The sequence below is a fragment of the Streptomyces sp. NBC_01446 genome (assembly GCF_026340095.1).
GTDB classification, from domain to species: domain Bacteria; phylum Actinomycetota; class Actinomycetes; order Streptomycetales; family Streptomycetaceae; genus Streptomyces; species Streptomyces aureus.
The window spans coordinates 1,164,736-1,188,549 of sequence record NZ_JAPEPO010000001.1 but is presented as its reverse complement, the minus strand read 5'-3'; the positions used below and the strand labels follow the sequence as shown (position 1 = coordinate 1,188,549).

Sequence of the window (23,814 nt, the reverse complement as noted above, 5' to 3'; positions counted from 1 at the left end):
AACGGGGGGCAGCCCACCGGCCTGCCGGCGCCGGGTGTCCGTTCAGGCGGCCTTGCCGATCAGGTCGGCCGGGAACGCGCCGGCGCCGAGCGCGGTGCCCATGAAACCGCCCGCCAGCTCCGTGAGCCGGGCCACGCCCGCCTCGCCCAGGTGCGCGTACGGCGCCCGGTCGAGCCGGTCGGTCTGCGCCTCCAGATCGTGGCGCAGCGCCACCCCGAGCTCGGTCAACTCGCCCTGCGCGTCGAGCACCTTGCGCTCCCGCAGCCGGTCGGCGGCCGCGTCGAAGTCGTCGTGGGTCCAGCCGCGCGTGGCGAGCAGCCACTTCGGGGCCATGCCCTTGCCGGTCGCCACATGGCTCACCAGCGCCTCGACGGGGTCGAGGTCGGCGGCGAGCAGCGCGGCAAGGTGCCCGTCGCCGCGGTGCTCACGCAGCAGGGTGGCGGCGTGCCAGTACGCGAGGTGCGGCTCTTCGGGCACCGGCAGGTCGGCGTGGCCGGCGTAGAGCGGCCGGGCGTGGCGGGTGCAGGCCTCCGTGGCCCGCAGCGCGAGAGTGGCGGCCTCGGCCATTTCCGGGGAGGTCACGATCTCGTCGCCGAGGAGCCTGCGCAGCGTCGAGTCGACGGCACGCGCGCGTGCCGCGAGGACCGTCTCCGGGGAGGCCGTCTCCCACACCGCGGGCACGTGTTCGGCGACGAGTTCGTGCTTGAAGTTGTAGAACGTCGCCGTCACGGTCCCCGCGCCGACGGCCCCCATCGCCGCCGCGCGGGCCGCGAAGTACGCCGCGCTCCGATGGGTGATCCCGATGGCGCCCAGCTCCTTGCCCAGGTCGGGCGAGAAGTAGTGCATCGAGTGGAACGGGTTGAGCATGTTGTGGCAGCGGCGGGCGGCGCGGGGGTCTGAAGCCGGGGAGGTCGTCATACGGGTACGTTACCGACTGGTTGGTACGGGTGGAACGTGCGGGGCGCGGACCATTCGCCGAACCGTTCGCCGAGCCGCCGGCCGGACGCTCCCACCGCACCAGGCGCGGATGGCAGGAAAGGTGGGGTACTCGTCGTTGCGGCCGTCGTGCCGTGCCCGAAGACTGGCCGTATGGCCGCCCGCACCGTGCTCATCCTGTTGTTCGACGACGTCCAGAGCCTGGACGTGACCGGCCCGGCAGAGGTCTTCGCCGGCGCCGCCCTCTGCCGAGGGCCGCGCCCCGCGGACACGTACCGCATCCGCACCGCCTCCCTCGACGGCGGCCCCGTCCGCACGTCCAGCGGGCTCACGCTCGTCCCCGACCACGCACTCGCCGACGCGCCCACGCCGCACACGCTCCTCGTCCCCGGCGGTCGCGGCACGCGCCGCCCGGATCCGCGCCTGACCGCCTGGCTGCGGGAGCACGGCCCGCGCGCACAACGTCTCGTCTCCGTCTGCACGGGCGCCATCCTGCTCGCCGGGGCGGGCCTGCTCGACGGCCGCCGGGCGACCACGCACTGGGCGTACTGCGACCGCCTCGCGCGCGACCACCCCGCCGTCGAGGTCGACCCGGACCCCATCTACGTACGCGACGGGAACGTGGTGACCTCGGCCGGCGTCACCGCGGGCATCGACCTCGCCCTCGCGCTCGTCGAGGAGGACCACGGCCGCGACACCGCGCTGACGGTCGCCCGCCACCTCGTCGTGTTCCTGCGACGCCCGGGAAACCAGGCCCAGTTCAGCGCCCAGCTCTCCGCCCAGACCGCGCGGCGCGAGCCGCTGCGCGAGGTCCAGCACTGGATCACCGAGCACCCCGACGACGACCTCTCCGTCGAGTCGCTCGCCACCCGCGCCCGCCTCTCGCCACGCCACTTCGCCCGCGCCTTCCAGGCGGAGACCGGCATGACCCCAGGCCGGTACGTCGACCTGGTCCGCCTCGAACAGGCGCGCCGCCTCCTGGAGGACACCTCCGACGGCGTCGAGAAGATCTCCCGCACCTGCGGCTACGGCACCCCCGAAGCCATGCGCCGCGCCTTCGCCAGAACGCTCGGCGCGTCCCCGGCCGAGTACCGCCGCCGCTTTTGCGCACCCGGAACCCGGACACCGGGCCGACGCTCGTCCGAAGCCCGCACATCCTGACCGAAAGGCACTCGATGAAGATCGCCATCGTCCTCTTCGACCGCTTCACCGCGCTCGACGCCGTCGGCCCCTACGAGACGCTCGGCAGGCTCCCCGACGCGGAACTCACCTTCGTCGCCGAGCGGACCGGGCCCGTGCGGTCGGACACCGGGCGGCTCGCGCTCACCGCCGACAAGGCACTGTCGGAGCTGACCGAGCCGGACGTCGTCATCGTCCCCGGCGGCCCGGGCCAGAGCGCGCAGATGGAGAACGAGGTGCTGCTCGACTGGCTGCGCACCGCCGACACCACCAGCACCTGGACGACCTCCGTGTGCACGGGTTCCCTGCTCCTCGCCGCGGCCGGTCTGCTCGACGGCCGGCGCGCGACGTCGCACTGGCTGGCGCTCGACACGCTCAAGCAGTTCGGCGCCGAGCCGACGGGCGAACGGGTCGTCGTCGACGGCAAGTACGTCACCGCCGCCGGGGTCTCCTCAGGCATCGACATGGGCCTGACCCTCGTCGGCACGATCGCGGGCGACGAACACGCGCAGGCCGTACAACTGCTCACCGAGTACGACCCGCAGCCGCCCTACGACGCGGGTTCGCCCGAGAAGGCCCCCGTGCACCTCGTCGAGAAGCTCCGCGCGCAGAGCCGCTTCGTCCTGGAGTAGTCCGAGATGGTCCGGGAGACCGGCTTCACCCTGAGGTGGTTCGGGAGGTTCTCCTCACCCTGACGTGGTCCACGTGAAGTGCGGCTTCCTACGCTCAAGGAACGCGGCGACGCCCTCCGCGGTGTCGCCGCTTCCACGCGCCTGCTCGGCCCAGTGCGCCGCCCGGTCCACGCGCCCGTCGGCGAACTCCTTCGCCGCTGCCTGCGTCAACTGCGAACGCTCACCGAGAATCCGCGCGAACTCGCCGACGCGCTTGTCCAGTTCGTCCCCGGCGAGCACCTCGTCCACGAGCCCGGTCCGCAGGGCACGCTCCGTACCGATCAACTCGCCCGAGAACAAAAGGTACTTGGCCGTCGCGGGACCCACCAGGGAGGCGAGGCGGCGCGTCGAGCCCGCCGGGTAGACGATCCCCAGCTTCGACGGGGTGACCCCGAACAGCGCGTCCTCGGCCGCGAACCGCAGGTCACAGGCCGCCGCCAGCTGACAGCCGCCGCCCACGCAGTACCCGCGCACCGCGGCCAGCGTCGGCTTGGCGAAGGCCGCGAGCGCCTCCTCGGCCGCGACCGCGAGCTCCTGCGCCCGCGACCCGGAGCCGCCGAGCGTGGAGATGTCGGCGCCCGCGCAGAACGTCTTGCCCGCCCCGGTCAGCACCAGCACCCGCACCGCCGGGTCGGCCTCGAGCCGGGCGAGCAGCGGCGGGAGCGAGCGCCACATGCCGTCCGTCATGGCGTTCCGTTTGGGGGCGTGGTCGATGACGACGGTGGCGATGCCGTCGGTGACCGAGTGTGTGAGCTGCGGCGGCGTGTGCGACATGCGCCGGATGCTATCCGCAGGCCTCGGACGTGCGATCAGCAAGGAGTGGCCGGCGAGGAGCCGTCATGGCGCGGTCCGGCCGACACGTCGTCGGGTTCATGACGGCCGATGACGAGGCCAAACACGTACAACCTGAAGTGCCCTGGAAGAGGAAACTAGAACGGCAGGATCAGTCGCACACCTGACGCTGTCATACGCCAACGGTCAAATTGCGTCGATACTCGCTGACTTCTGGTCAGTCATTCGGTATGGACCAGTGGATTCCCAACACTCGATGCGTGGTGACAATCGAGCGCAAGGGCGGCGACCGGACGATGAGCGACCAGGGGTGGGGGTCCCGCCCGCGTCCTCAAGACACTGGGGGAGCGCCCCCCGTGCAGGAACCGGGAAGTCCGCTGCCGTACGAGGGCGTCTGGCGCTTCACGGCGCAGGCCGTCGACGCGTCCGTGCCGCAGGCCCGGCACGCTGTGCGTGACCTGCTGTTCCGGCAGGGCGTACCCGCCTCCGACGACCTCGTCCAGGGGCTGCTGCTCATCGTCTCCGAGCTGGTCACCAACGCCGTGCGGCACGCGGCCCTGCTCTCGCCCGTCCTCGCGGTGGAGGTCGCCGTCGGCGCCGAGTGGGTGCGCGTCTCCGTGGAGGACGAGCACCCCTACCGTCCGACGGCCCTGGAGGCCACCGACGGGCAGACGGGCGGGCGCGGCCTCCTCCTCGTACGCGAGGTCACCCGGGAGGCGGGCGGGGTGTGCGACGTCGAGCACACGGCGAGCGGGGGCAAGGTGATCTGGGCCGCCCTGCCCCTCAAACCCGCCGGCGTCTGAGCGGCGGACTCACCAGCCGGCGGACGGTCCCGTCAGCTCCCGGATCGCGGGCCGCGCCGAGTCCAGCACGGTCATGAACCATGCCGAGAACGGCCCCTTGGCGTGCCGTACGGCCAGCTCCTCCGCCGTCACATACGCGGTCTCGCCCACCTCGGAGGGGTCCGGCCGCAGCGGCGCCTGGACCATCCCCACGAACAGGTGGTTGAACTCCTGCTCCACCAGGCCCGAGTCCGGGTCCGGGTGGTTGTAGCGCACCGTCCCCGCCTCCGCGAGCAGCGAGGGCGAGACCCCCAGCTCCTCGAACGTCCTGCGGGCGGCCGCGGCGAACGGCGCCTCGCCCGGATACGGGTGCCCGCAGCACGTGTTCGACCACACACCGGGGGAGTGGTACTTGCCGAGCGCGCGCTGCTGGAGCAGCAGCCGGCCCTGTTCGTCGAAGAGGAACACGGAGAACGCTCTGTGCAGCTGTCCGGGCGCCTGATGCGCGGAGAGCTTCTCCGCCGTGCCGATCGTCCTGCCGTCCTCGTCCACGAGTTCCAGCAAGATCGCTTCTCCGGTGCCGGTCGACGAACTGTTCGCCGCGGTGGCAGGTGTGGTCGGCATACCCATCCTTCGCTTCGGTCCTCGAACCCCAAGTCTGCCGTACGGGACAGACAGTCCCGGCACTTGGCAGCGCCCGCATGTCCCGCCCGGAGGGCCGGGCGGGACATGCACAGGGTCAGACGCCGAAAGCGGCCGGGTAGGTGATCGTGCCCTGCGGCACCTGCCAGGAACCGTCTGCCGCGCCCACGACGAGCGCCATCATCGCCTCGTCGGGCACCTCGAATCCGGGCCGGATGCCGTACCCGGAGGCGGGCGTGAAGCCGAACCTCGGGTAGTACTCCGGGTGCCCGAGCACGAGGACGAGCCGCTCCCCACGCGCGCGTGCCGCGTCGAGCACCGCGCTGACGACGGCCGAACCGGCGCCTGTGCGCTGGTGTCGCGGAAGTACCGCGACGGGTGCCAGGGCCGCCGCGGGCGCGCCGCCGACCAGGCAGCGGGTGATCAGCGCGTGCGCCGCCACGGTGCCGTCCGGCGCCTCGGCGACGTACGACAGGCCGGGCAGCCACGCGTCGGTGTCGCCTCCACCAGGTCGGCCTCCGCCTGCGTCGGGAAGGCGGCGGCGTTCACGGCGTGCACGGCCGCGGCGTCGGCGGCCGACTCCGGCCGTGTGGGCCACGACGTCGCGGGGCGCAGCGCGTAGCCGGTGTATCCGTAGTCCTCGCCGTGGTCGCGCCGCATCGCCAGTTCGGCGCGCGTGCCCGCGAGGGCGTCGGCCATACCGGGTGCCTGCGGGTCCGCGGCGTCGGCGCGCTCGGCGAGCGGGCCGTAGTACTCGTCCCAGTCGGACTCGGGCTGCCGGTGGACGCCGAGCACGGAGTACCCGGCGCCGGTGCAGGCCCGGACGTTCTCCTCGGTCGTCCGCAGCGCGTAGTGCGGCTCCCAGAAGGCGCGTGCCTCGGGGGACGGATCGGCGGTGGTCCACTCGCACTCGGTGAGCACGAGCGAGCCGCCCGGGGCGAGTAGCCGCTTCCACCGCCGCAGTGCCTCGTCGAAGCCGATGGAGTACGCCGAGCTCTCGGCCCAGATCAGATCGAACGAAGCATCCTGATGGGGGAGTTCGCCCATGTCGGCGTTGGCGGGGTGGATCCGGCCGGCGAGGCCCCGCGCCTTCGCGGCGGCGCGCAGCTCATCGAGGAACGGCTCGTGGAGGTCGACCGCGGTGACCTCGCCGCCGGTCTCGGCGGCCAGGAGCAGAGCGGAGCGGCCGGGGCCGCAGCCGAGGTCGAGCACGCGCGGGCGCTCGGGCAGCGGCCCCACGAGGGAGAGGAGACGCAGGGTGGTGGAGTCGGAGCCGGGGCCCTGCCGGGGAAGTCCGTGGTGCAGGGCGAAGAAGGCGTCACGTACGACGTTGTCTGTCAACGGTTCGAACCCTTGGGTGTGAGGGCCTCGCCGACGCGCACCCCGACGACCGAAAAGGGGCGTGGGGAGGGTCAGCCGGCGGCCCGGGAGATGGGGATGCACCTGTCGCTGCGCGGGGCAGCGCTCACCGCGACGACAGTCATCAACCCACCTCCTCAAAGATCCATGGCCAAGCTAGCACGCAGCGTGCGCACCTGCCCCTAAATGATGAGCGGTCAGTGGCAGAGCTTCGCCTCGTGCTCCGCGTGTCCGACCGGCTCCAGCTGGAACGTGCAGTGCTCGACGTCGAAGTGGACGCCGAGGCAGCCCTGGAGCTCGTGGAGCATCTTCTCGTGTCCGATGGCGTTGAGGGCCTCCGAACTCACGACCACGTGCGCGGACAGGACGGGCATGCCCGAGGTGATCGTCCAGGCGTGCAGGTCGTGGACGTCCAGGACGCCGGGGAGCCCCGCGATGTGCGCGCGTACCTCCGCCATGTCGACGCCCTTCGGAGCCGCTTCGAGCAGCACGTTCAGCGTCTCCTGCAGCAGCTTCACGGTCCGCGGGACGATCATGAGGCCGATGGCGATCGACGCGATCGGGTCGGCGGCCTGCCAGCCGGTGGCCAGGATGATCGTCGCCGAGATGATCACGGCGACCGAGCCCAGCGCGTCCGCGGCCACCTCGAGGAAGGCGCCGCGCACATTGAGGCTGTCCTTCTGGCCGCGCACCAGGATCGACAGCGAGATCATGTTCGCGACGAGGCCGATCACGCCGAAGACGATCGTCAGCCCGCCCTGGGTCTCGGCGGGTTCCATGAACCGCTGGATCGCCTCGACCAGCACATAGCCGCCGACGCCGAGCAGCAGCAGGCAGTTGGCGAGCGCGGCCAGGATCTCGGCGCGCGCGAAGCCGAAGGTGCGCTGTTCGCTCGCGGGGCGGTTGGCGAAGTGGATGGCGAGCAGCGCCATGCCGAGGCCGAGCGCGTCGGTCGCCATGTGTGCCGCGTCCGCGACCAGGGCGAGCGAGTCCGCGAGAACCCCGCCGACGATCTCGACCACCATCACGGTCAGCGTGATGCCGAGCGCGATGCGCAGCCGGCCCAGGTGCGCGGCCGAGGCCGTGCCCGTGGGCGCGTGACTGTGCCCGTGATCGTGTCCGGCCCCCATGGAAACCGCCCTCCGTCCGTTGCTCGGCGCACCTCGTCGGCCGCCCCCGCGATCACAGTGAACTACGGGTAGGGGGTATCTGCAAACACTGCACTGAACACCGTTGTCATGTGCCCTGACCTGCGGAAATGGGTGCAGGTCAGGGCGTCGCGAGGCTCAGTTGCCGGCGGTCTCCGGGTGCCGCAGCCGCCAGCCCGCCCACGCCGACTCGACCATCTCGCGCACCCCGCGACTCGTCGCCCAGCCGAGCTCCTTCGCCGCGAGTTCGGCGACGGCCACCGCGCGCGGGGAGTCGCCCGCGCGGCGCGGCTCGACCACGGCCGCCCGCGGGTCGCCGCTGACCTCGGAGATCAGGTCGACCAGTTCGCGTACGGAGACGCCCTCGCCGGAGCCGATGTTCACCGTCAGATCGCCCGTCGCGCCCGGCTCCGTGACCCGGCGCGCGGCCGCGAGATGGGCCTCGGCGAGATCGGCGACGTGCAGATAGTCACGTACGCAGGTGCCGTCCGGCGTCGGATAGTCGTCGCCGAAGATCCGGGGGGCCTCGCCGCGGCTCAGCCGGTCGAAGACCATCGGGATCACGTTGAAGACGCCGGTGTCCGCGAGCTCGGGGGCGGCGGCGCCCGCCACGTTGAAGTAGCGCAGGCACACGGTCGCCATGCCGTGGGCGCGGCCGGCCGCCCGCACCAGCCACTCGCCCGCCAGCTTCGTCTCGCCGTAGGGGCTCATCGGCGCGCAGGGGGTGGACTCGGTGATGAGGTCCACATCCGGATTGCCGTACACGGCGGCGGACGAGGAGAAGACGAAGCGCCGCACGCCGGCCGCGGCGACCGTGTCCAGGAGTACCGCCAGGCCGCCCACGTTGTCGCGGTAGTAGAGCTCGGGCCGCTCCACGGACTCCCCGACCTGCTTGCGGGCCGCGAGATGCACCACACCGGTCACGGAGTGCTCGGCGCACACCCGCTTCACCAGCTCGGGGTCCAGGGCCGAGCCCCTGACCAGCTCGATGTCCGACGGCAGCCGTTCGGCCACCCCGGTCGAGATGTCGTCGAGGACGACCACGTCCTCACCGGCGGCAGCCATCGCCCGCGCCACATGTGCCCCGATATAACCCGCTCCACCTGTGATCAGCCATGTCATGGTCGACCACCCTAGGGTGTGCCCCTATGTGCTCTCGCGACGTGCCGTCCCGGGCCTTCGCGGGACCGGCAGTTTGTGGGGCGGGGCCTTGATCGACAATGATGACGGGGCGGTCGCGCACACTCAGACCGCTCTTATCGGGCCGTAAACGGGCGGTGAACGTCGGCTTCTCATCATCCGATAGCCTCTGCCGACGTGCCGCCCGGCCGATCTCGGCCCGGGGCGCCCCCATCACGCCTGTGCCCCGCTGCGCCGGCGTGCAGGCAATCCAAGGAGTGAGTTCGTCTGTCGACCGCCATCGTCACCGGTCAGCCGGTACCCGGGTCGTCGCTCGAGGGCGAGCTGCGGGCACTCGGCTTCGACGTGCGGCTCGCCCCGGACGCCGCACAGGCAGGGACGGCGCTCGCCGCGGTCCCGGCAGGACAGCGGGTCGCGCTCGTCGACGCGGGCTTCGTGGGCCACACCCACGCCCTGCGTCTCGGCCTCACCGACCCCCGCTTCGCCGCCTCGGCCGTCCCCGGAGCCGTCTCCGTACAGCCCGCGGCCCGCGAGGCGCTGACCGGCGCCCTGCGCGACACCGCCCAAGAGCCTTCCCCGACGGACTTCGGTACGCGCGCCGGCACCCTGGCCGGCGTGCTCGCCGATCGCGTCGCCGAGCGCCTGGCAGCGGCATACGGCACCGAGGTGCACCGCCCCGACCTCGGTGAGCTCGTCGCCGCCGTGCCCGCCGACCCGCAGGCCCGCAACGAGGCCCGCCAGGCGGTCGCCGCCGTCGACGACGAGGCGATCCGGCTGCGTACGGCGGTCAAGGCGCGCGACGGCTTCTTCACGACCTACTGCATCAGCCCGTACTCCCGCTACATCGCCCGCTGGTGCGCCCGGCGCGGTCTCACCCCGAACCAGGTGACGACCGCCTCGCTGCTCACCGCGCTGATCGCGGCGGGCTGCGCGGCCACCGGCACCCGCGTCGGCTTCGTCGCCGCGGGGCTGCTGCTCCTCTTCTCCTTCGTCCTGGACTGCACGGACGGGCAGCTCGCCCGCTACTCCCTGCAGTACTCGACGCTCGGCGCCTGGCTCGACGCGACCTTCGACCGCGCCAAGGAGTACGCCTACTACGCGGGCCTCGCGCTCGGCGCATCGGCCGCGAGCGGCAGTGGGGGAGGCGACGACGTGTGGGCGCTCGCGCTCGGCGCGATGGTCCTGCAGACCTGCCGCCATGTCGTGGACTTCTCCTTCAACGAGGCGAACCACGACGCGACGGCCAACACCAGCCCCACCGCGGCCCTCTCGGACAAGCTCGACAGCGTCGGGTGGACGGTCTGGGTGCGCCGGATGATAGTGCTGCCGATCGGCGAACGCTGGGCCCTGATCGCGGTGCTGACCGCGCTGACGACGCCGCGCATCACGTTCATCGTCCTGCTGATCGGCTGCGCACTCGCGGCGACGTACACCACGGCCGGCCGCGTCCTGCGCTCGCTGACCCGCCGCGCCACCCGCACGGACCGGGCCGCGCAGGCCCTCACGGAGCTCTCCGACAGCGGGCCCCTGAGCCAGCTGCTCCAGCGCGCGGTGCGCGGTGTGCCTCGTCACACGGCCCCCGCGATCGCCGCACTCGGCGCCCTGGTCCTCGTACTCGCCACCGCGCTGTCGGACTACGGCAGCTGGTGGCCCGTCCTCGGCGCCGCCGTCTACGCGCTGACCTCCGCCGCGGCCGTCTCGCGCCCCCTCAAGGGCCCCCTCGACTGGCTGGTCCCGCCCGTCTTCCGCGCCGCCGAATACGGCACGATCCTGTTGATCGCAGCGAAAGCGGACGTAAACGGAGCGTTGCCGGCGGCTTTCGGACTGGTGGCCGCGGTCGCCTACCATCACTACGACACGGTGTACCGCATCCGCGGTGGCACCGGCGCGCCCCCGCACTGGCTGGTCCGGGCGATCGGCGGGCACGAGGGCAGGACGCTGGTGGTCACTGTGATCGCCGCACTGCTCACCAACACAGATTTCACTGTCGCGCTCACGGTTTGCGCCGTGGCCGTGGCACTGGTGGTGCTCGTCGAGAGCATCCGCTACTGGGTGACCGCCCACAGGCGCGGCGCACCCGCCGTACACGATGAAGGAGAACCCGCATGATCGGCCTCGTGCTGGCTGCCGGCGCCGGACGGCGTCTGCGTCCCTACACCGACACCCTGCCCAAGGCCCTGGTGCCGGTCGGCCCCGAGGGTGACGAGGAGAGCCTCACGGTTCTGGACCTGACCCTCGGCAACTTCGCCGAGATCGGTCTCACCGAGGTCGCGATCATCGTCGGGTACCGCAAGGAGGCCGTCTACGAGCGTCGCGAGGCGCTCGAGCAGAAGTACGGCGTCAAGATCACCCTGATCGACAACGACAAGGCCGAGGAGTGGAACAACGCCTACTCCCTGTGGTGCGGCCGTGACGCGATCAAGCACTCCGTGATCCTCGCCAACGGCGACACCGTGCACCCGGTCTCCGTCGAGAAGACGCTGCTCGCCGCCCGCGGTGACGGCAAGAAGATCATCCTCGCCCTCGACACGGTGAAGTCCCTCGCCGACGAGGAGATGAAGGTCGTCGTCGGCCCCGAGGGCGGCATGACGAAGATCACCAAGCTGATGGACCCGGCTGAGGCGACCGGTGAGTACATCGGCGTCACGCTCATCGAGGGCGAGGCGGCCGACGAGCTCGCCGACGCGCTCAAGACCGTCTTCGAGACGGACCCGCAGCAGTTCTACGAGCACGGTTACCAGGAGCTCGTGAACCGTGGCTTCAGGATCGACGTAGCCCCGATCGGCGACGTCAAGTGGGTCGAGATCGACAACCACGACGACCTCGCCAAGGGACGTGTTATCGCGTGCCAGTACTGACGAGGCTCATCCCCTCGCCGGTTGTCGTCGACATCCGGGCGGGGGCGATCGACGACCTGGCGACCGTTCTCGCCGACCAGCGGATCTCGTCGTCCACCGGACGCCTGGCCATCGCGATCAGCGGTGGCTCGGGCGCCGTCCTGCGCAAGCGCCTCGAGCCGCAGCTGCCCCGTGCGGAGTGGTTCGAGGTCGGCGGCGGGACGCTCGACGACGCGATCAAGCTCGCCGAGGCCATCAAGAAGGGCCGCTACGACGCGGTCGTGGGCCTCGGCGGCGGCAAGATCATCGACTGCGCCAAGTTCGCCGCGGCGCGCGTCGGCCTGCCGCTTGTCGCCGTCGCGACGAACCTGTCGCACGACGGCCTGTGCTCGCCGGTCGCGACGCTCGACAACGACGCGGGCCGTGGCTCGTACGGTGTGCCGAACCCGATCGCGGTCGTCATCGACCTCGACATCATCCGTGAGGCCCCGGTCCGCTTCGTGCGGTCCGGGATCGGTGACGCCCTGTCCAACATCTCCGCGATCGCGGACTGGGAGCTGGCCGCGCGCGAGCGCGGCGAGGACATCGACGGCCTGGCCGCCGCCATGGCCCGCCAGGCCGGCGAGGCCGTGCTGCGCCACCCCGGCGGCGTGGGGGACGACGCGTTCCTCCAGGTCCTGGCCGAGGGGCTGGTCCTCACCGGTATCGCGATGTCGGTGTCGGGCGACTCCCGTCCGGCCTCCGGTGCCTGCCACGAGATCAACCACGCCTTCGACCTCCTCTTCCCCAAGCGCGCCGCCAGCCACGGCGAGCAGTGCGGCCTGGGCGCGGCCTTCGCGATGTTCCTGCGGGGAGCGCGCGAGGAGTCGCTGTACATGGTCGAGGTCCTGCGCAGGCACGGCCTGCCCGTGACCCCCGAGGAGATCGGCTTCACCGTGGACGAGTTCGTCCAGGTCGTGGAGTTCGCGCCGCAGACCCGTCCGGGCCGGTACACGATCCTCGAGCACCTCAATCTGTCCACCGACCAGATCAGGGACGCCTACGCCGACTATGCAAAAGCCATCGGTAGCTGAGCTGCGCCCGGTCGTTCACCCCGCAGGGGTGAAGGACCGGCGCAGCGGCGAGCACTGGGGCGGCCGGCTCTACATGCGCGAGATCTCGCTGCGCATCGACCGCCACCTCGTGAACACCAAGGTCAGCCCCAACCAGCTGACCTACCTGATGACCGTGTGCGGCGTCCTCGCGGCGCCCGCGCTGCTGGTCCCGGGTGTCTGGGGCGCCGTTCTCGGCGTCGTCGCGGTCCAGCTGTACCTGCTGCTCGACTGCGTCGACGGCGAGATCGCCCGGTGGCGCAAGCAGTACTCGCTCGCCGGCGTCTGGATGGACCGCGTCGGCGCGTACCTGACCGACGCCGCGGTCCTCGTCGGCTTCGGCCTGCGCGCCGCCGACCTGTGGGGCTCGGGCCGGATCGACTGGCTGTGGGCCTTCCTCGGCACGCTCGCCGCGCTCGGCGCCATCCTGATCAAGGCCGAGACGGACCTGGTCGGCGTGGCCCGCGCGCAGAGCGGCAAGGAGCAGGTCAAGGAGTCCGCGTCCGAGATCCAGGCCTCCGGCATGGCGCTCGCCCGCAAGGCGGCGTCGGCGCTCAAGTTCCACCGCCTCATCCTCGGCATCGAGGCGTCGCTGCTGATCCTGGTCCTCGCGATCGTCGACCAGATCCGGGGCGACCTGTTCTTCACGCGCCTGGGCGTGGCGGTTCTGGCCGGCATCGCGCTGCTCCAGACCCTGCTGCACCTGGTGTCCATCCTGGCGTCGAGCAGGCTGAAGTGAGTACGCGGATGAAGGTCGGCGCGGTGATCATCACCATGGGCAACCGCCCCGAGGAGCTGCGCGCCCTCCTCGACTCCGTCGCCAAGCAGGACGGCGACCGGGTCGAGGTGGTCGTGGTCGGTAACGGCTCCCCGGTCCCGGACGTCCCCGCCGGTGTCCGCACCGTCGAACTGCCCGAGAACCTCGGTATCCCGGGCGGGCGCAACGTCGGCATCGAGGCCTTCGGGCCCTCGGGCTCCGACGTGGACGTGCTGCTCTTCCTCGACGACGACGGCCTCCTGCCGAACACCGACACCGCTCAGCTGTGCCGCGAGGCCTTCGAGGCCGATCCGAAGCTGGGCATCATCAGCTTCCGGATCGCCGACCCGGAGACCGGTGTCACCCAGCGCCGTCACGTCCCGCGCCTGCGTGCCGCCGACCCGATGCGTTCCTCGCGCGTCACCACGTTCCTCGGCGGCGCGAACGCGGTGCGCACCGGTGTCCTCGCCGAGGTCGGCGGCCTGCCCGACGAGTTCTTCTACGCCCACGAGGAGACCGACCTCGCCTGGCGTGCCCTCGACGCGGGGTGGATGATCGACTACCGCGCGGACATGGTGCTGCACCACCCGACCACGGCTCCCTCCCGGCACGCGGTCTATCACCGCATGGTCGCCAGGAACCGGGTCTGGCTCGCCCGCCGCAATCTGCCCGCGCTCATCGTCCCCGTCTACCTCGGGGTCTGGCTGCTCCTCACGCTCGCCCGACGCCCTTCCGGACCTGCGCTCAAGGCCTGGTTCGGCGGGTTCAAGGAGGGCTGGACGAGCCCGTGCGGCCCCAGGCGTCCCATGAAGTGGCGTACGGTGTGGCGCTTGACCCGACTGGGCCGACCTCCCATCATCTGACAAGCTCGTGTCTGAGAGCATTCGGCCCGTACCCCGGTCGTTGGCCCGTGCCTATGCCCGACCAGGCTGCGCACTTTGAAGACGAAAGTTTCCACTAGTGAGTGAGACAACGCATGACGGCGGTGTCGCGGTGACCGCGCGTCCGTCGCCCGACGAGGGGCTGTCCCCGGCCGACCTGGCCACCAAGTACGGTCTGACCGTCAGTGGTGCCAGGCCGGGCCTGTTCGAGTACGTCAGCCAGCTGTGGGGGCGGCGTCACTTCATCCTCGCCTTCTCGCAGGCGAAGCTCACCGCCCAGTACAGCCAGGCCAAGCTCGGCCAGCTCTGGCAGGTGGCGACGCCGCTGCTGAACGCGGCCGTGTACTACCTCATCTTCGGCCTCATCCTGCACGCCAGCCGGGGCATGTCGATGGACGTATACATCCCGTTCCTGGTCACTGGCGTCTTCGTCTTCACCTTCACGCAGAGCTCGGTGATGGCGGGCGTGAGGGCGATCTCGGGCAATCTGGGTCTGGTGCGCGCCCTGCACTTCCCACGGGCCTCGCTGCCGATCTCGTTCGCGCTCCAGCAGCTCCAGCAGCTGCTGTTCTCGATGATCGTCCTGTTCATCGTCGCGATCGGCTTCGGCAGCTACCCGGGTATGTCCTGGCTGCTGATCATCCCGGTGCTCGCGCTCCAGTTCCTCTTCAACACCGGACTCGCGCTGATCATGGCGAGGATGGGCTCGAAGACCCCGGACCTGGCGCAGCTGATGCCGTTCGTGATGCGTACGTGGATGTACGCGTCCGGTGTGATGTTCTCCATCCCGATCATGCTGGCCGACAAGCCCGCGTGGGTCGCCGACCTCCTGCAGTGGAACCCGGCCGCCATCTACATGGACCTGATGCGCTTCGCGCTCATCGACGGATACGACTCCGGGAACCTGCCGCCGCACGTGTGGGCGGTCGCGGCCGGCTGGTCGGTGCTGGTCGCCGTCGGCGGCTTCGTCTACTTCTGGAAGGCAGAGGAGCGGTACGGCCGTGGCTGACGAAGACATCCTGGGCAAGAACGCAGGCAAGGGACACATCCCGACCGTCATCGCGGACGGGCTGCACATCGTGTACCGCGTCAACGGTGCCAAGACGGGCAAGGGCAGCGCCACCGCCGCGCTGAGCCGCATCGTCAAGCGGGGCTCCGACGACGCCGCGCGCGGCGTGCGCAAGGTGCACGCCGTCAAGGGCGTCACCTTCACCGCGTACCGCGGCGAGGCGATCGGCCTGATCGGCTCGAACGGGTCCGGCAAGTCGACCCTGCTGCGCGCGATCGCCGGGCTCCTGCCGGCGGAGAAGGGCAAGGTCTTCACCGACGGCCAGCCCTCGCTCCTCGGTGTGAACGCGGCGCTCATGAACGACCTGACGGGCGAGCGGAACGTCATACTCGGCGGGCTCGCGATGGGTATGTCCCGCGAGCAGATCCGGGAGCGTTACCAGGAGATCGTCGACTTCTCGGGCATCAACGAGAAGGGCGACTTCATCACGCTCCCGATGCGCACCTACTCCTCCGGTATGGCGGCGCGGCTGCGCTTCTCCATCGCGGCGGCCAAGGACCACGACGTCCTCATGATCGACGAGGCCCTGGCTACGGGTGACCGCAAGTTCCAGAAGCGCTCCGAGGCCCGCATCCGCGAGCTGCGCAAGGAGGCCGGCACGGTCTTCCTCGTCAGCCACAACAACAAGTCGATCCGCGACACCTGCGACCGCGTGCTCTGGCTGGAGCGCGGCGAGCTGCGTATGGACGGACCGACAGCTGAGGTACTCAAGGAGTACGAGAAGTTCACGGGCAAGTAGCCGGGACGGCCTCCGGGCAACCCTCTGCTCCCGTTTCGCGTCTCAAGGCCCCGCCGGGAACTCTTCGGCGGGGCCTTGATATGCATGTAGACGGCAATTGTTTCTCTCCGAGGTCAAGCGAGGTTCAACTTCCTTGCGCGCAGGGAATCTTGGAGCCAATCGGTGTGTTGTTGTGATCCGCAGGAAACCCCGTCGGGGCAGGGCCGGTTGTACAACGTAAGCTGTACCGGTGCCGATTCGCGGCAAAGGGGCGATAATGCGCGACACCCTGACTCAAGGGTCGGTCTGCCGTGCGTAAGGCTGGGCGGCGTGTCCGAAATGGGATGTTTTGGGTCAGCAGTGTAGAACGGGAGATGTGACGGCAATGGCTATGGAAACTTTCCAGCTCCACGATGCTTTCGCCGTCCTGGTACCGGGCAGCGCGTGGTGACGGGATCATCGGGAGCGCCCGCCGCCGGGTCCCCGGCCGGTGCGACACTCGACAAGGCCGCCGACGAGAACTTCCCGGTGGCCCCTTTCTTCCTGCCCCGGGACTGGCGCGACGACCTCATGGCGGTCTACGGCTTCGCCCGCCTCGTCGACGACATCGGTGACGGCGACCTCGCTCCCGGCGGTGCCGACGCCCGCCTCCTGGGCGTGTCACCCGAACGGGCCGACGGGGACCGGCTGGCTTTGCTCGACGCTTTCGAGGCCGACCTTCACCGGGTGTTCGATTCCACCCCCCGTCACCCCCTTCTGCGCGCCCTGCAGCCCACCGTGCACCGCCGCGGCCTCACCCCCGAACCCTTCCTCGGCCTCATCGAGGCCAACCGCCAGGACCAACTCGTCACGCGCTACGAGACGTACGACGACCTGCTGGCCTACTGCGAGTTCTCCGCCAACCCGGTCGGCCGCCTCGTCCTCGCGATCACCGGCACCGCGACCCCGGAGCGCATCCGCCGCTCGGACGCCGTGTGCACGGGCCTGCAGATCGTCGAACACCTTCAGGACGTCGCGGAGGACCTGAGGCAGGGGCGCATCTACCTGCCCGCCGAGGACATGAAACAGTTCCATGTCCAGGAGTCCGACCTCGCCGCTCCCACGGCGGGCGCATCGGTGCGCGCCCTGGTCGCGTTCGAGGCCGAACGCGCCCTCGGTCTCCTGAATGAAGGCACCCCCCTCGTGGGTAGCGTCCACGGCAGGCTGAAGCTGCTGCTTGCCGGGTTCGTGGCTGGGGGGAAGGCGGCGGTCACCGCGATCGCCGCCGTTTCGTACGACGTACTTCCCGGACCGCCCAAGCCCACCAAGCTCCGGTTGCTGCGTGAGGTGGGAGCGACTCTGCGAGGAGAGGGGTGAGCCGGACCGTGGAGTCAGATCAGCAGGTGTCGGCAGCGGTACTCGCCGCATACAGCTACTGCGAGACCGTGACCGGACAGCAGGCACGTAACTTCGCCTACGGCATCAGGCTGCTGCCGACGGCCAAGCGGCGCGCCATGTCGGCGGTGTACGCGTTCTCGCGCCGCGTCGACGACATCGGCGACGGAGCGCTGCCGCCGGACGTCAAGGCCGACCGGCTCGACGAGACCCGGGCACTGCTCGCCCGGGTGCGCGACGGCGACGTGGCGGAGGACGACACCGACCCGGTGGGCGTCGCCCTCGCGCATGCCGCGCACCGGTTCCCGATCCCGCTCGGCGGCCTCGACGAACTCATCGACGGCGTCCTGATGGACCTGCGCGGCGAGACGTACGAGACCTGGGACGACCTCAAGGTCTACTGCCGCTGCGTCGCCGGCGCCATCGGCAGGGTCTCGCTCGGCATCTTCGGCACCGAGCCGGGTGCGCGCGGCGCCGAGCGTGCCTCCGAGTACGCGGATACGCTCGGGCTCGCGCTCCAGCTCACCAACATCCTTCGCGACGTGCGGGAGGACGCGGCGGACGGCCGCACCTACCTGCCCGCCGACGACCTCGCCAAGTTCGGCTGCTCGGCCGGCTTCGACGCCCCCACACCGCCGGCGGGATCGGACTTCGCGGGCCTCGTGCACTTCGAGGTGCGCCGCGCCCGCGCCCTGTTCGCCGAGGGGTACCGGCTCCTTCCGCTGCTCGACCGGCGCAGCGGCGCCTGCGTCGCAGCCATGGCCGGCATCTACCGGCGCCTGCTCGACCGCATCGAGCGCGAGCCCGAGGCGGTCCTGCGCGGCCGCGTCTCGCTCCCCGGGCGCGAGAAGGCGTACGTCGCCGTGCGTGGCCTGTCCGGTCTCGACGCCCGCAGCGTCTCCCGGCAGCACCTCAGGAGGCGTGTCTGATGAGCCCGTCCGACAGAGCGGTCCGCACCGACGGGAAACGGCGGGCAACCCTCCACGCCGACCCGGCGTCCATGACTTCAGCGGCTTGCCGTGCGTCTTTCAACCATCGCGCGCACACTGACGGAACGGCCGGAGGGGAGGGCGCATGAGTACCGGGAACATGCGGCCCGACGGGCCGGGCGCGGACATCGCCGAAGAATCCGGACGGCAGACCGCGGTCGTGGTCGGCGGTGGTCTCGCCGGGACCACGGCCGCACTCGCGCTCGCCGACGCGGGCCTCGACGTCACCCTGCTCGAAGGGCGCCCGAGGCTGGGCGGTCTCGCGTTCTCCTTCAAGCGCGGCGACCTCACCATCGACAACGGTCAGCACGTGTACCTGCGCTGCTGCTCCGCATATCGCTGGTTCCTCGACCGCATCGACGGCACGGCCCTGTCGCCCCTGCAGGAACGTCTCGACGTACCCGTCCTCGACGCCGACAGGAACCGGCTCGGCAGACTGCGCCGCACCGCACTGCCCGTGCCGCTGCATCTCGCCGCGAGCCTCGCCACGTATCCGCATCTCTCGCTCGCCGAGCGCGCCAACGTAGGGCGTGCCGCGCTGGCCCTCAAGGGGCTCGACCTGGACGATCCGGCCCTGGACGAACGGGACTTCGGTAGCTGGCTGGCCGAACACGGCCAGTCGCGGCGCGCCATCGAGGCCCTCTGGGACCTGGTGGGCGTCGCCACCCTGAACGCCGTCGCCGGCGAGTCCTCGCTCGGGCTCGCCGCCATGGTGTTCAAGACCGGGCTGCTGTCCGAACCGGGCGCGGCCGACATCGGCTGGGCACGCGTCCCCCTCGGTGAACTCCACGACACTCTCGCCCGCAAGGCGCTCGACTCCGCGGGCGTACGCACCGAACTCCGTACACGCGTCACCTCCATCTCCCGTACCGAGAACGGACGTTGGAGCGTGGAGGTTCCCGGGGAGCGGATCGCGGCGGACACCGTCGTCCTCGCCGTGCCCCAGCGCGAGACGTACGACCTGCTGCCCGACGGCGCGCTCGACGACGCCGAGCGGCTGCTCGCCATCGGGACCGCGCCGATCCTCAACCTGCACGTCGTCTACGACCGCAAGGTCCTCAAGCGGCCCTTCTTCGCCGCGCTCGGCTCGCCGGTGCAGTGGGTCTTCGACCGCACGGAAGCGTCCGGACTGCTGAGGGGCGGGCCCGAAGGGCCCTCGGCCGAGGGTGGCGGTGGGGGACGCGTGGGCCAGTACCTCGCGGTGTCGCAGTCGGCCGCGCAGGACGAGATCGACGAGCCCGTCGCCGTGCTCCGCGAGCGCTACCTGCCCGAGTTCGAGCGGCTGTTGCCGGCAGCTCGGGGTGCGAAGGTACTCGATTTCTTCGTCACCCGGGAGCGCACGGCGACTTTCGCGCCGGCTCCCGGTGTCGGCGCGCTGCGGCCCACGGCCCGCACCAACGCCCCCGGCCTGTACCTGGCCGGCGCGTGGACCGCCACCGGGTGGCCCGCGACCATGGAAAGCGCGGTACGCAGCGGTGTCAGCGCCGCCGATGCCGCTCTCGCCGCACTCGACCGCCCACGCGGTCATCTGTTCCGGGAGGCGGCATGAAGCTCGATCTCCAGGGGGCGGACCATCCGGCCCCCGGCGACGCAACAAAAGGAGACCCTGTGCCCGCTGTGCCCTCGGCCGAACCGGCCGCCGACGCGGTGGACGTGACCGCGCTGCTCGAGCGCGGCCGGACCCTGGCCACCCCGGTGCTGCGGGCCGCCGTGGACCGCCTCGCACCCCCGATGGACACCGTCGCCGCCTATCACTTCGGCTGGATCGACGCCCAGGGCAACCCGGCCGACGGCGACGGCGGCAAGGCGGTACGCCCCGCGCTCGCCGTGCTGTCCGCCCAGGTCCCCGGCGCGGCGCCCGAGGTGGGCGTACCCGGCGCGGTCGCCGTCGAGCTGGTGCACAACTTCTCCCTCCTGCACGACGACCTGATGGACGGCGACGAACAGCGCCGCCACCGGGACACCGTCTGGAAGGTGCACGGCCCGGCGCAGGCCATCCTCGTCGGCGACGCGCTCTTCGCCCTCGCCAACGAGGTGCTCCTCGAACTCGGCACCGTCGAGGCAGGCCGCGCCACGCGCCGACTGACCGCCGCCTCGCGCGCCCTGATCGACGGGCAGGCGCAGGACATCAGCTACGAGCACCGCGAGCGGGTCACCGTCGAGGAGTGCCTGGAGATGGAGGGCAACAAGACCGGCGCCCTGCTGGCCTGCGCCTCCTCCATCGGCGCCGTGCTCGGCGGCGCCGACGACCGGACCGCCGACCAGCTGGAGAAGTACGGCTACCACCTCGGCCTCGCCTTCCAGGCCGTCGACGACCTGCTCGGTATCTGGGGCGACCCGGAGGCCACCGGCAAGCAGACCTGGAGCGATCTGCGCCAGCGCAAGAAGTCACTGCCCGTCGTCGCCGCGCTCGCCGCGGGCGGCCCCGCGTCCGAGCGGCTCGGTGAACTCCTCGCCGCCGACGCGAAGAGCATCGACTTCGACACCTTCTCCGAGGAGGAGTTCGCGGCCCGCGCGGCCCTCATCGAGGAGGCCGGCGGCCGCGACTGGACCGCCGAGGAGGCGCGCCGGCAGTACGCCGTCGCCATCGAGGCCCTGGACTCCGTCCAGATGCAGGACCACGTGCGGGCGCAGTTCGTCGCGCTCGCGGACTTCGTCGTCGTACGAAAGAGATGATCGCTATCGGCCGCATATGACTCGCAGTCGCCGGCCGGTGCCCATCCAGGGCATCGGCCGACGGCGGACCCAGCAGAGATCGAGCACTGCACGAAGGGGAAGCCATGACAGCGACGACCGACGGAAGCAGCGGAGCGGCAGCTCCCGGCGCGACCTCGGCCACCACTGCCCAATTGACCGACACGAGCCCCGGGGCGGCCGGGACGCACGACGCCGCCAGCGCTGTCCGTCGCGCCACGGACTTCCTGCTCGCCCGGCAGGACGCCCAGGGCTGGTGGAAGGGCGACCTCGACACGAACGTCACGATGGACGCCGAGGACCTGCTGCTGCGCCAGTTCCTCGGGATCGGGGACGAGGCGACCACCCGCGCCGCCGGGCTCTTCATCCGGGGTGAACAGCGCGACGACGGCACCTGGGCCACGTTCTACGGCGGCCCCGGCGAACTCTCCACCACCATCGAGGCGTACGTGGCCCTGCGCCTGGCCGGGGACGCCCCCGACGCGCCGCACATGGCGAAGGCCTCCGCCTGGATCCGGGAGCGGGGCGGCATCGCCGCGAGCCGCGTCTTCACCCGCATCTGGCTGGCCTTGTTCGGCTGGTGGAAGTGGGACGACCTGCCCGAACTGCCCCCGGAACTCATCTACTTCCCGAAGTGGATGCCGCTCAACATCTACGACTTCGGCTGCTGGGCCCGACAGACCATCGTGCCGCTCACGGTCGTCTCCGCGAAGCGCCCCGTACGGCCCGCGCCCTTCCCGCTCGACGAGCTGCACACCGACCCGCGCAACCCCAACCCGGCCAGGCCCCTTGCTCCGATTGCGAGTTGGGACGGCGCCTTCGAGCGGCTCGACAAGGCGATGCACCTGTATCGCAAGTTCGCGCCGCGCAGGCTGCGCAAGGCGGCCATGAACTCGGCCGCCCGCTGGATCATCGAACGCCAGGAGAACGACGGCTGCTGGGGCGGTATCCAGCCCCCGGCGGTGTACTCGGTCATCGCCCTCCACCTGCTCGGCTACGACCTCGAACACCCCGTGATGAAGGCGGGGCTGGAGTCGCTCGACCGGTTCGCCGTGTGGCGCGAGGACGGGGCCCGGATGATCGAGGCCTGCCAGTCGCCCGTGTGGGACACCTGTCTGGCCGTGATCGCCCTCGCCGACGCCGGTCTGCCCGCCGACCACCCCCGGCTGGTCAAGGCCGCCGACTGGATGCTCCGGGAGCAGATCGACCGGCCCGGCGACTGGTCCGTCCGCAGGCCCCAACTCGCCTCCGGCGGCTGGGCGTTCGAGTTCCACAACGACAACTACCCCGACATCGACGACACCGCCGAGGTCGTCCTCGCGCTGCGCCGCGTCCGGCACCCGGACACCGTGCGTATGGAGAAGGCCATCGAGCGCGGCGTGCGCTGGAACCTCGGCATGCAGTCGAGGAACGGCGCCTGGGCCGCCTTCGACGTCGACAACACCAGCCCGTTCCCCAACCGGCTGCCGTTCTGCGACTTCGGCGAGGTCATCGACCCCCCGTCCGCGGACGTCACCGGGCACGTGGTGGAGATGCTTGCCGTCGAGGGCATGTCGCACGATCCGCGCACCCGGCGCGGCATCGAGTGGCTGCTCGCCGAACAGGAGCCGAACGGCGCCTGGTTCGGCCGCTGGGGTGTCAACTACGTATACGGGACAGGGTCGGTGCTGCCGGCCCTGACCGCCGCCGGGCTGCCCCCCTCGCACCCCGCGGTCCGCCGCGCCGTCGCCTGGCTCGAATCCGTCCAGAACGACGACGGCGGCTGGGGCGAGGACCTGCGCTCCTACCGCTACGAGGACTGGAAGGGCCACGGCGTCTCGACCGCCTCGCAGACCGGCTGGGCGCTGATGGCGCTTTTGTCGGCGGGGGAGCGGGACTCCAAGGCCGTCGAGCGGGGCGCCGCCTGGCTGACCGAGACCCAGCTGGAGGACGGCACCTGGGACGAGCCGTACTTCACCGGCACCGGCTTCCCGTGGGACTTCTCGATCAACTACCACCTCTACCGCCATGTCTTCCCGCTCACGGCACTCGGCCGGTACGTCCACGGGGAGCCGTTCGCCGACCAGGCGTCCTTGCCGGGCAAGGGGGGCTGATGGCCCGATCCCCGGCGGCCCCGCGCCTGCCGGACGCCGCCCCGCTGCTGGTCGCCTGCGCGCTCGGCATCGAGCACCTCGCCCTGCGCACCGGCGCCCGCACCGGAGCACCGGCCCCCGTGACCGTGCTGCGCACGGGCATGGGCCCCAAGGCGGCCGAGCGGTCCGTGGCCAAGGTGCTCGAGGACCCCGCCCTGCAGGACGCGGCGGTCGTCGCGACCGGCTTCTGCGCCGGCCTCGCCCCCGGGATGCACCCGGGTGACCTGGTCGTCGCCGAGGAGACCCGCGACCCGTACGGCTCCACGCCGTGCACCGGCACGGAACTCCTCGTCAAGGAGCTGATCAGGGCCGTACCGGGACGGACCGTGCACACCGGTCCGCTCACCGGCTCCGACCATGTCGTGCGCGGCCACGAGCGCGGTGACCTGCTGGCCATGGGCGCGATCGCCGTGGACATGGAGTCCGCGGCCACGCTGCGCACGGCGGCCGCGCGGGGCCCGCGTCCGGTTGCGGCCGTACGAGTGGTCGTGGACGCTCCAGAACATGAACTCGTCCGTATCGGCACGGTGCGCGGTGGAATATCGGCTTTCCGCGTTCTTCGTGCCGTGCTTCCCGCATTTTTCGAATGGCACCGTTCTTTGCTGCTCCCTCGGAGGTGAGCC

Annotated in this window: 22 protein-coding genes and 1 pseudogene; 17 read left to right on the top strand and 6 right to left on the bottom strand. The window is 71.1% G+C overall.

Annotation, left to right across the window (positions count from 1 at the left end):
- Positions 1-42: 42 nt before the first annotated feature.
- A complete protein-coding gene (locus tag OG456_RS05325; protein ID WP_266557694.1) occupies positions 43-918 on the bottom strand; it encodes a hypothetical protein in 876 nt (291 codons plus the stop codon).
- A 171-nt stretch (positions 919-1,089) separates the two neighbouring features.
- Here OG456_RS05325 and OG456_RS05320 point away from each other — a divergent pair, with 171 nt between their 5' ends.
- Both OG456_RS05320 and OG456_RS05315 read left to right on the top strand, forming a co-directional pair.
- On the top strand, positions 1,090-2,097 hold the full coding sequence (locus OG456_RS05320; RefSeq protein ID WP_266557692.1) for a GlxA family transcriptional regulator: 1,008 nt from the start codon (positions 1,090-1,092) through the stop codon (positions 2,095-2,097).
- 14 nt (positions 2,098-2,111) lie between these two features.
- Positions 2,112-2,747 (top strand): DJ-1/PfpI family protein, encoded by a 636-nt coding sequence (locus OG456_RS05315; protein ID WP_266557690.1) that lies wholly within the window; start codon positions 2,112-2,114, stop codon positions 2,745-2,747.
- A 54-nt stretch (positions 2,748-2,801) separates the two neighbouring features.
- On the opposite strand, the gene OG456_RS05310 is transcribed toward OG456_RS05315, so the two are convergent.
- Positions 2,802-3,560 carry an enoyl-CoA hydratase/isomerase family protein gene (locus OG456_RS05310; RefSeq protein WP_266557688.1) on the bottom strand — a complete coding sequence of 253 codons (759 nt, stop codon included), beginning with the start codon at positions 3,558-3,560 and terminating at the stop codon, positions 2,802-2,804.
- A gap of 314 nt (positions 3,561-3,874) precedes the next feature.
- On the opposite strand from OG456_RS05310, the gene OG456_RS05305 reads away from it, so the two are divergent.
- Entirely contained in the window at positions 3,875-4,381 is a 507-nt protein-coding gene (locus OG456_RS05305) for an ATP-binding protein (protein ID WP_266569056.1), read from the top strand.
- Between the two features lie 9 nt (positions 4,382-4,390).
- Here the strand turns inward: OG456_RS05305 and idi are convergent, their stop codons facing one another.
- The 4 genes and pseudogenes from idi to galE all read right to left on the bottom strand — a co-directional run bounded on the left by idi (position 4,391) and on the right by galE (position 8,631).
- On the bottom strand, positions 4,391-4,984 hold the full coding sequence (gene idi, locus OG456_RS05300; RefSeq protein WP_266557686.1) for an isopentenyl-diphosphate Delta-isomerase: 594 nt from the start codon (positions 4,982-4,984) through the stop codon (positions 4,391-4,393).
- Between the two features lie 115 nt (positions 4,985-5,099).
- Positions 5,100-6,343, bottom strand: a pseudogene (locus OG456_RS05295) (bifunctional class I SAM-dependent methyltransferase/N-acetyltransferase).
- 215 nt (positions 6,344-6,558) lie between these two features.
- Positions 6,559-7,491: a cation diffusion facilitator family transporter gene (locus tag OG456_RS05290; protein ID WP_266557684.1), complete on the bottom strand. Its 933-nt coding sequence runs from the start codon at positions 7,489-7,491 to the stop codon at positions 6,559-6,561.
- 156 nt (positions 7,492-7,647) lie between these two features.
- Positions 7,648-8,631 carry a UDP-glucose 4-epimerase GalE gene (gene galE / locus OG456_RS05285; RefSeq protein ID WP_266557682.1) on the bottom strand — a complete coding sequence of 328 codons (984 nt, stop codon included), beginning with the start codon at positions 8,629-8,631 and terminating at the stop codon, positions 7,648-7,650.
- A 285-nt stretch (positions 8,632-8,916) separates the two neighbouring features.
- Here galE and OG456_RS05280 point away from each other — a divergent pair, with 285 nt between their 5' ends.
- The 14 genes from OG456_RS05280 (at position 8,917) to OG456_RS05220 (ending at position 23,811) form a co-directional block, all read left to right on the top strand.
- Positions 8,917-10,758: a DUF5941 domain-containing protein gene (locus tag OG456_RS05280; RefSeq protein WP_266569054.1), complete on the top strand. Its 1,842-nt coding sequence runs from the start codon at positions 8,917-8,919 to the stop codon at positions 10,756-10,758.
- The gene (locus OG456_RS05275; RefSeq protein ID WP_266557680.1) at positions 10,755-11,507 is read left to right on the top strand and encodes a phosphocholine cytidylyltransferase family protein; all 753 of its coding nucleotides are present in this window, start codon (positions 10,755-10,757) and stop codon (positions 11,505-11,507) included. The genes OG456_RS05280 and OG456_RS05275 overlap by 4 nt, the downstream gene beginning before the upstream one ends.
- Positions 11,495-12,559 carry an iron-containing alcohol dehydrogenase family protein gene (locus tag OG456_RS05270; protein ID WP_266557678.1) on the top strand — a complete coding sequence of 355 codons (1,065 nt, stop codon included), beginning with the start codon at positions 11,495-11,497 and terminating at the stop codon, positions 12,557-12,559. Before OG456_RS05275 ends, OG456_RS05270 begins: the two co-directional genes overlap by 13 nt.
- The gene (locus tag OG456_RS05265) at positions 12,537-13,316 is read left to right on the top strand and encodes a CDP-alcohol phosphatidyltransferase family protein (protein ID WP_266557676.1); all 780 of its coding nucleotides are present in this window, start codon (positions 12,537-12,539) and stop codon (positions 13,314-13,316) included. The genes OG456_RS05270 and OG456_RS05265 overlap by 23 nt, the downstream gene beginning before the upstream one ends.
- On the top strand, positions 13,313-14,197 hold the full coding sequence (locus tag OG456_RS05260) for a glycosyltransferase family 2 protein (protein WP_266557674.1): 885 nt from the start codon (positions 13,313-13,315) through the stop codon (positions 14,195-14,197). Before OG456_RS05265 ends, OG456_RS05260 begins: the two co-directional genes overlap by 4 nt.
- A 97-nt stretch (positions 14,198-14,294) precedes the next feature.
- Positions 14,295-15,224: an ABC transporter permease gene (locus OG456_RS05255; RefSeq protein ID WP_266557672.1), complete on the top strand. Its 930-nt coding sequence runs from the start codon at positions 14,295-14,297 to the stop codon at positions 15,222-15,224.
- Positions 15,217-16,023 (top strand): ABC transporter ATP-binding protein, encoded by an 807-nt coding sequence (locus OG456_RS05250; protein ID WP_240654191.1) that lies wholly within the window; start codon positions 15,217-15,219, stop codon positions 16,021-16,023. Before OG456_RS05255 ends, OG456_RS05250 begins: the two co-directional genes overlap by 8 nt.
- Positions 16,024-16,449: 426 nt before the next feature.
- Complete coding sequence (gene hpnC / locus OG456_RS05245; RefSeq protein WP_266569052.1) at positions 16,450-17,358, top strand: squalene synthase HpnC; 909 nt, start codon at positions 16,450-16,452, stop codon at positions 17,356-17,358.
- On the top strand, positions 17,355-18,305 hold the full coding sequence (hpnD, locus tag OG456_RS05240) for a presqualene diphosphate synthase HpnD (RefSeq protein WP_266557662.1): 951 nt from the start codon (positions 17,355-17,357) through the stop codon (positions 18,303-18,305). Before hpnC ends, hpnD begins: the two co-directional genes overlap by 4 nt.
- Entirely contained in the window at positions 18,305-18,454 is a 150-nt protein-coding gene (locus tag OG456_RS50795; protein WP_354006139.1) for a DUF6380 family protein, read from the top strand. The genes hpnD and OG456_RS50795 overlap by 1 nt, the downstream gene beginning before the upstream one ends.
- Positions 18,451-19,914 carry a hydroxysqualene dehydroxylase HpnE gene (gene hpnE, locus OG456_RS05235; protein ID WP_266557660.1) on the top strand — a complete coding sequence of 488 codons (1,464 nt, stop codon included), beginning with the start codon at positions 18,451-18,453 and terminating at the stop codon, positions 19,912-19,914. The genes OG456_RS50795 and hpnE overlap by 4 nt, the downstream gene beginning before the upstream one ends.
- Positions 19,911-21,041, top strand: a complete 1,131-nt coding sequence (locus tag OG456_RS05230) for a polyprenyl synthetase family protein (protein WP_266557658.1) — start codon at positions 19,911-19,913, stop codon at positions 21,039-21,041. Before hpnE ends, OG456_RS05230 begins: the two co-directional genes overlap by 4 nt.
- A 104-nt stretch (positions 21,042-21,145) precedes the next feature.
- Entirely contained in the window at positions 21,146-23,152 is a 2,007-nt protein-coding gene (gene shc / locus OG456_RS05225; RefSeq protein WP_266557656.1) for a squalene--hopene cyclase, read from the top strand.
- Positions 23,152-23,811: a 1-hydroxy-2-methyl-2-butenyl 4-diphosphate reductase gene (locus tag OG456_RS05220; RefSeq protein WP_266557654.1), complete on the top strand. Its 660-nt coding sequence runs from the start codon at positions 23,152-23,154 to the stop codon at positions 23,809-23,811. The genes shc and OG456_RS05220 overlap by 1 nt, the downstream gene beginning before the upstream one ends.
- Positions 23,812-23,814: the final 3 nt, after the last annotated feature.